This is a genomic window from Acidithiobacillus sp. HP-11 (genome assembly GCF_015100075.1).
In the GTDB taxonomy this organism is placed as follows: domain Bacteria; phylum Pseudomonadota; class Gammaproteobacteria; order Acidithiobacillales; family Acidithiobacillaceae; genus Acidithiobacillus; species Acidithiobacillus thiooxidans.
On record NZ_JACKYY010000073.1, the window covers coordinates 1 to 7,297 of the forward strand.

Here is a 7,297-nt window from a genome sequence, read left to right on the forward strand (position 1 = left end):
GGTAAACAGCTTGTCTTCGTCCATCATTAACCTTCCCTAGATCAGCAATGCCCTAAGACTACCGTACCCTCGTATCCACTCCAAGTAGCGAGGAGCCATTTTATGATTATCACACCTTGCCTTTAGATGCCCTGCGTCTGTCCATCACCTTGGGACACGCATTTGGAATGGCAGAAATGACGGCTGACACCTTTCAGGGCGGACAGTGGGATCTTCACCATCATCCCGAAAGCCAGATGGTTGGCGCCAGTGACCAGATGCAGAAAATCTATCAGGAAATTCGCAAAGTCGCTGGCGTAGAAGCGCCCGTTCTCATCACGGGCGAAAGCGGGACGGGCAAAGAACTGACAGCTCAAGCTATTCATGAAAGGTCCACGCGTAAAGAAGGGCCCTTTATAGCCGTCAATTGTGGTGCTCTTCCTGCCAACCTGATTCAATCAGAATTATTCGGGCATGAAAAAGGTTCTTTTACCGGTGCCCATGAACGCAAAATCGGACGCATTGAGTCTGCCACTGACGGAACCCTTTTTCTGGACGAAATTGGCGACTTGCCGATGGACCTGCAAACCAATCTGCTGCGTTTTTTACAGGAAAAAACCATTCACCGCGTTGGTGGCCGTCAGGATATAGAAGTCAATGTCCGCGTGCTCGCTGCCACCCATATTAATCTGGAAGCAGCCATCAAGGACGGACGTTTCCGACAGGACCTTTACTACCGCTTGAATGTGTTGCAGATAAAAATGCCGCCTTTGCGTGATCGTGTGGGTGACATTCCCTTGTTGGCGCAATATATATTCACGCGCTTTTCGGATGAAAAAGCACATCGAGTCAAAGGATTCAGCGAAGAAGCACTCCATGCCATGAATCATTATGACTGGCCGGGCAATATCCGAGAACTCATCAATCGTGTCCGTCGAGCCATGGTCATGTGTGAAAAATTCCTGATTTCACCGGTTGATTTAGGTCTGGAGCGGCGCACCAATTCACGCATGCAGGTCACCCTGAATGAAGCCCGTGACAGTGCCGAAGCCAGTAGTATTCGTGGAGCACTGGCACAAAGTCGCGGCAGCGTCAGCATGGCTGCCCGCCAGCTGGGCATTTCGCGGGTGTCTTTATATCGCCTGATGGAAAAACACGGCATTTCCAAAAGCTGAATATACGCTAACAGGCTGATCAGCATAGCAACTTGCGCAGGGGCAGGTATATGCTATTCTTGAAAGTAGCCGGTTGGGCTATTTTTGATTATTTTGGGGTGTGAAATGGCGGTTGGTACAGTGAAGTGGTTCAATGACAGTAAGGGATTTGGTTTCATTACACCTGAAGATGGTAAGGAAGACGTGTTTGTGCACCATTCCGCCATTGAAGGTACGGGTTTCAAAACCCTGGCTGAAGGTGAAAGGGTCAACTTTGAAGTCACTCGTGGACCCAAAGGTCTGCAGGCCGAAAAGGTCCGCCGGGCTTAATTAGGGCTCAGCGTTAAAACCGGATGTTTCGCGCATCCGGTTTTTATATTTTCTAACTCTCTCTCGTTGGCTTTTTGCGCTTGCCAGCCGAGTTACCACGCGGTTTACCCTCACCTTTCGATGGCTTGGTAGTTGCCGACAAAATCTTTCTGGATGGTTTCGCGTCTCCCCCGGTACGCGCACGTGGTGCTGAAGACCGACGGGGTGCTCCCGATTTATCGCCTCCAGCTTCTTGTGGGGCAATTTGTAACGGCCGTCCCGCCACCCAGACTTTCTGCAAATGCTGCAAGGCGGCCGCAGGAAGATCCGCCGGTAACTCTACCGTACTGTACTCGCCGTGGATTTCCACCTTGCGGATATTGCGACTGGGAATCCCTGCCTCATTGGCAATAGCGCCGACAATATTTTTGATCTGGGCGCCGTGATCTTCGCCGACATCCAGACGGAAGCGCCGCATCGGCTGATCATCAGCAAGGGGTTTACGGGGTGTGCGGTTAGCACCGCGATCACTGCGCACTGGCCTTTCGTCATCGCCGCGCCGCCGTGAAGGACTTGGCCGCCCCGATCCTGAGGACTCAGTACGCATGGGCCGGGTGGGTTCTTCAACAGGCACCAGTGGCCGTTCTTTTTGCACCATGTAGGCCAGAGCTGCCGCAATTTCACTGAGGCCCACGTCATGTTCCTGCTGATAATCGGCAATGAGCGATTCAAAAACCGACAAATCCTGAGCATTGATCACTTCCGACAATTGGTCCTTGAACTGGGTCATGCGGCGGTCGGCCACATCTTCGATGCTCGGCAGATGCATAGCCGTAATCGTCTGGCCGGTAGCCTTTTCAATAGCCCGCAACAAATGACGCTCGCGCGGCGCCACAAAGAGGATGGCATCACCGGTTCGTCCTGCCCGTCCGGTACGCCCAATCCGATGCACATAAGCCTCGGTATCATTGGGAATATCGTAATTAATGACGTGGGTGATGCGTTCCACATCCAGGCCCCGCGCCGCGACATCCGTAGCAATCACAATGTCCAGCGCACCGGATTTCAAGCGTTCGATGGTTTGTTCACGCAGGGCCTGACTCAGATCACCATTCAGGGCACCGCAGGCATAACCGCGTGCTTCCAGACGCTCGGCGAGTTCTACAGTCGCAGTTTTGGTGCGGACAAATACAATCCAGGCATTACTGTCTTCGACTTCCAGAATCCGCGTCAGCGCATCCAGCTTGTGGGTACCACTCACTTGCCAGTAACGCTGACGAATAGTGGCTACGGTGGTCGTCGCCGACTTGATTTTGATTTCAAGAGGGTCCTTGAGATAGGTTTTCGCAATCCGGCGAATGGCATCGGGCATGGTCGCCGAGAACAAGGCCACCTGCCGACCATCCGGCGTGTGCTGCAGGATGTCTTCCACTGCATCAATGAAGCCCATGCGCAGCATTTCGTCGGCCTCATCCAGAACTACCGCCTGTAATTGGTCAAGGCGCAGGGTTTTGCGGCGCAAATGATCCTGAATACGCCCCGGAGTCCCTACCACTACATGTACCCCCCGCTGCAGTTGCTTCAGTTGCAAGCCCATGGATTGTCCACCGTAAATAGGCAATACATGAAAACCCGGCAGAAATTTGGCGTAGCTTTGCATGGCCTCGGCAACCTGGATGGCCAATTCGCGAGTGGGAGCCAGAACGAGCAATTGCGGAATGCGCAGGCTGATGTCGACGCGACTGAGCAGTGGCAAGGCAAAAGCCGCCGTCTTACCCGTACCTGTCTGGGCGAGGCCAATGACATCACGGCCTTCCAGCAGCGGCGGGATACTTTGCTCCTGAATCGGGGAAGGCTGTTCATAGCCGATCTCCGCCACCGCCTTCTGCAAAGGTTCGGCGAGAGCAAAATCACTAAAACGGAGATCAGATTGTTGAGACATGGACACACCCGGAAGAGAATTCAGGGTCAGAACTATACGCCAATTATCGCGAATTTGCAGTGTTTTCTTGTCGATAAATGCGCTTCGGCAAAATCAGTCGGCGTCGAGAGCCGCCTGCAGTTCTGTTTGAATCGCCAGATCTGCCCCGGGACCAACGGGCGTCCTGTCTGCCACAAAGGTATCTGTGAAGGCATATTCAAAATGCACATCCTGAAGACCGAGGCTGCCGAAAATGCGGGTTTCCCAGCAATGATCATCGGCATGGGCCAGCAGGGTCGGCCACTGGTCCGGACTGGCACATTCGAGGATGGGACCGAAAAAAATGGCACCCGGCTTGTTTTTCAGGCGTAAAGCACAACTGCCGGGAGTGCGGCCGGACATGGGCAGAAAATCAATGGTGCGCGTCAGGCGCAACTTGCTATCCAGGGCAATATCAATGGGCGTGTTCAAAAATTGGGCCTCGGCGGGCTGCGCCACCAGCTTGCAACCGGCCTGCTTCCAGAGCAACACATCCTGAGCCCCAAAATGGCTGGGCAAAAACAATATCTGCAGCGGAGCCAAAGCTTCCAGTTCTGCCTTCAATACCTCGGTATATTCCGGCGCGTTGACGAGAATGCCCCCGGCATCTTTATCGGCAATAAAATATACTGCTGGCTGTACGCCCCCACCTTCTACATGGTAAATATCCCGATCGAAGAAACTGCACAACTTTTGCATACTCTGCTCCTGCCTCGGTCATTCCAGATGATGCTTGCAGTATAAACATAATCCACGCTGAAACTCATCTTGCGACTGTTTTTTGTCGTTGTGGATACAGACCACTGTGGCATAATCCATTCATGAATATACTCCTGCTGATTGCTGCCCTGATCATCATCCTCGCCGGGGCCGAGGCGTTTACCAATGCCCTGGAACATCTGGGTGACCGCCTCGGCATATCCGAAGGCGTCACCGGTTCGATATTTGCCGCTGTAGGCACGGCACTGCCGGAGGCCATGGTCCCCATCGTCGCGGTATTTGCGGCCGCATCGGGAAAACCCGCCCATCTTGGTGAAGAAGTCGGTGTCGGTGCCATTCTGGGCGCGCCCATGATGTTATCCACCCTGACCTTATTTCTGATGGCCATTTTTGTGTCTCCGCAACGGGGCTGGCAGGGTGCCCTGCAGCCAGAACCCAGCGGAATACGCCGTGATCTGGGATGGTTTCTGGCGGCTTTTGGCCTCTCCTGCGTCGCCTTGTTTGTCCCTCATCATATTACCCTGGTACGAGTCGGCATCGCCCTGATTCTGATCACCCTGTATTTTTTATATGTGCTGGTCACCCTACGCGCTTCGGCAGCCCTGGTTGCCGAGGGTCATGGCACAGAAGCTGGTCATGCCTTATACCTCAGCAAAGCGGGTTTGCCCGTGCAAATGCCGGTGATTCTGCTGCAACTGGCGATCGGCTTGGGCATGATAGTGTTCGGTGCCAGTTTATTTGTGGATGGTATTGAAGGGTTATCCCACTGGCTGGGCATCTCGGCGCTGATCCTGTCGCTGCTGGTGGTTCCCATAGCCACTGAGCTTCCGGAAAAAATCAACAGCATCCTCTGGATTCGGCGCGGCAAAGATACCCTCGCCTTTGGCAACATCACCGGTGCGCTGGTTTTTCAGGGCAGCCTCCTGCCTGCCATTGGCGTATTACTCACCCCCTGGTCGCCCTCCTTCCCCGTACTGCTGGGGGCGGGACTCACTTTGTTGGCCGGCACTTATACCTACTTGCTGGTCATACGTGGGGTCATCCTGCGTCCTTATCACTTTGCAGTAAACGGTTTGTGCTATGCCACGTATTTTTTTGCCTTAACCTGAAAGCATCTGCTTGGCTGCTGCGAATAAACCGGGGACTCGCCGCCGGTAACCTGCTTTTGCTAGACTAGACTCATGCCCCGGTAGCTCAGTGGATAGAGCAACCGCCTCCTAAGCGGTAGGTCGCGCGTTCGATTCGCGCTCGGGGCACCAAATAAAACAACATGTTATGAAATAACGCAATTCTGAATTTGATTTTTATGGACAAAAAATGGACACTGAGCCTTGAGTCTGGTCTTTCAGAGGGGTTCAGCATGGCAGGCTTTTATGAGCAAACAGATCGGGATGGCAACCGCATTGGATGGCAAGCCAAAGTTAGAAAGAGGGGCTACCCGGCGCAAACCAAGGTATTCCGGACTCGGGCCGCAGCCGATGCATGGGCAAGGGCTATCGAGCATGAAATGGATGTGGGGGCATGGCGAGACCGCAGCCTTGCCGAGTCACTTACAGTGACGGCACTGCTGGCGCGATACGAGCAAGAAATATTGCCGGAGAAAAAGAGCCGCCAGGGGCCGCAATCAGTGATCCGCATATTGAGCGCCTCCGAACTTGGCCGATTATCTCTGGCTGCCTTGACGCCAGAGTCCATAGCGAAGTACCGCGACCGCCGACTAAAGTCCATTAGCCAGAAGACTGGGCGAGTGGTATCCAGCCAGACAGTACGACACGAGATATCCCTACTCTCAAGGGTTATCACTCATGCCATGAAAGAGTGGAGCATACCTCTTGCACATGGAAATCCGTGCCTGCAAATCCGCATGCCAGCACAATCCAAGGCGCGTGATCGCCGACTGGAAGCTGATGAAGAATCTCGTTTGCTTGCAGCATGCTCGGAATCACGGAACGCTTGGCTGCGTCCCTGTGTCATTTTCGCCATTGAGACCTCCATGCGGGCTGGCGAGATACTGGAAAAGTGGGAACCTGGAAAAGAGTCCGGCAACCAGGTGAAAAGCGCCATAGGCCTACAATGGTCTGATGTGGACCTGAAAAAACGCACCGCTTACCTACCCAAGACCAAGAACGGCGACGCCCGCACAGTTCCCCTGTCAAGTCGCGCAGTGACGGTACTGGATGCACTGCCCCGTTCCATAGGCGGGCGGGTTTTCGGCATGACTTATGAAGCAATGAAGCAAGCTTTTGACCGCGCATGCAAACGCGCTGGCATTGATGACTTACGCTTCCACGACCTGCGTCACGAAGCCGTATCCCGCCTTTTTGAAAAAGGCTTCAATCCCATGGAAGTCTCCACGATTTCCGGCCACAAGACATTGCAGATGCTGAAACGCTATACTCATCTGAGGGCTGAGGATCTGGCGAAGAGGATGGGGTAGTAGCGGATGGACAAGGAATAAGCCAAGCACCTTGCTGCGACATTTCAGGCCGGGGGGTGACAGCCATTACCGGGCACAAGACATTGCAGATACTGAAACGCTATACTAATCCGAGGGCTGGCGGACTTAACGAAGATGCTGGGGTAATGGGTAACGATGATGAAGCTGCGCTTCAACAAAGAGGTCCGAAGCTCCATAGCCGAAGAACTCAAAAAGGCTTCCACCTATGGGGGGATTGGGTTGGGCCTGCTGGGCTACTCCATGAACCAGTCCGTGGTTATGCTAGGGGCATTTATCTGGTGGATCGCCTGCCAAGTTATTGCGGCTTTGCTGTTGGCAATAGAGGATTAACACAATGGATATGACAACTGCAGTATTTCTCGGTATGGGTGCGGTAGTGCTCTACGGGCTGGGTGCCCTTGGCTTAGCGTTGTTTGTCTCTAGCAGAAAGAAAACCAGAGACGAAAGCCATACTACAAAGGCAGCGCACTAGCTGGTGTTGTTGCGAGCCAATGTGTGGCGGCGAGCCGGAGAGTGGATGGCCTACTGGATGATTGATTCGGCGGATATTTTTGGCTCCTCGCTACTTGGAGTGGATACGAGGGTACGGTAGTCTTAGGGCATTGCTGATCTAGGGAAGGTTAATGATGGACGAAGACAAGCTGTTTACCTTGGCGTTGGGGTTGGTTCCGCCRTGGATGGTGGACGATGTGACTTTCAAGCTGGAGGAGAAGCGGT

General features: G+C 53.7%; 7 protein-coding genes and 1 tRNA gene. 6 read left to right on the forward strand and 2 right to left on the reverse strand.

Going from position 1 to position 7,297, the window contains the following annotated elements:
• Positions 1-116: 116 nt before the first annotated feature.
• Positions 117-1,154 carry a sigma-54 interaction domain-containing protein gene (locus H7F08_RS14435; RefSeq protein WP_226856171.1) on the forward strand — a complete coding sequence of 346 codons (1,038 nt, stop codon included), beginning with the start codon at positions 117-119 and terminating at the stop codon, positions 1,152-1,154.
• A gap of 105 nt (positions 1,155-1,259) precedes the next feature.
• Entirely contained in the window at positions 1,260-1,463 is a 204-nt protein-coding gene (locus tag H7F08_RS14440) for a cold-shock protein (RefSeq protein ID WP_009564993.1), read from the forward strand.
• A 52-nt stretch (positions 1,464-1,515) separates the two neighbouring features.
• Here the strand turns inward: H7F08_RS14440 and H7F08_RS14445 are convergent, their stop codons facing one another.
• Together H7F08_RS14445 and H7F08_RS14450 are read right to left on the reverse strand one after the other, a co-directional pair.
• On the reverse strand, positions 1,516-3,384 hold the full coding sequence (locus H7F08_RS14445; RefSeq protein ID WP_081577178.1) for a DEAD/DEAH box helicase: 1,869 nt from the start codon (positions 3,382-3,384) through the stop codon (positions 1,516-1,518).
• 93 nt (positions 3,385-3,477) lie between these two features.
• Positions 3,478-4,101, reverse strand: a complete 624-nt coding sequence (locus H7F08_RS14450; protein WP_081577179.1) for a hypothetical protein — start codon at positions 4,099-4,101, stop codon at positions 3,478-3,480.
• 122 nt (positions 4,102-4,223) lie between these two features.
• Here H7F08_RS14450 and H7F08_RS14455 point away from each other — a divergent pair, with 122 nt between their 5' ends.
• The 4 genes from H7F08_RS14455 (at position 4,224) to H7F08_RS14470 (ending at position 6,910) form a co-directional block, all read left to right on the forward strand.
• A complete protein-coding gene (locus H7F08_RS14455; protein ID WP_081577180.1) occupies positions 4,224-5,231 on the forward strand; it encodes a sodium:calcium antiporter in 1,008 nt (335 codons plus the stop codon).
• Positions 5,232-5,305: 74 nt separating this feature from the next.
• A tRNA-Arg gene (locus H7F08_RS14460) sits at positions 5,306-5,381 on the forward strand.
• 47 nt (positions 5,382-5,428) lie between these two features.
• The gene (locus tag H7F08_RS14465) at positions 5,429-6,559 is read left to right on the forward strand and encodes a site-specific integrase (RefSeq protein ID WP_227487897.1); all 1,131 of its coding nucleotides are present in this window, start codon (positions 5,429-5,431) and stop codon (positions 6,557-6,559) included.
• 156 nt (positions 6,560-6,715) lie between these two features.
• Entirely contained in the window at positions 6,716-6,910 is a 195-nt protein-coding gene (locus tag H7F08_RS14470) for a hypothetical protein (RefSeq protein ID WP_193640924.1), read from the forward strand.
• Positions 6,911-7,297: the final 387 nt, after the last annotated feature.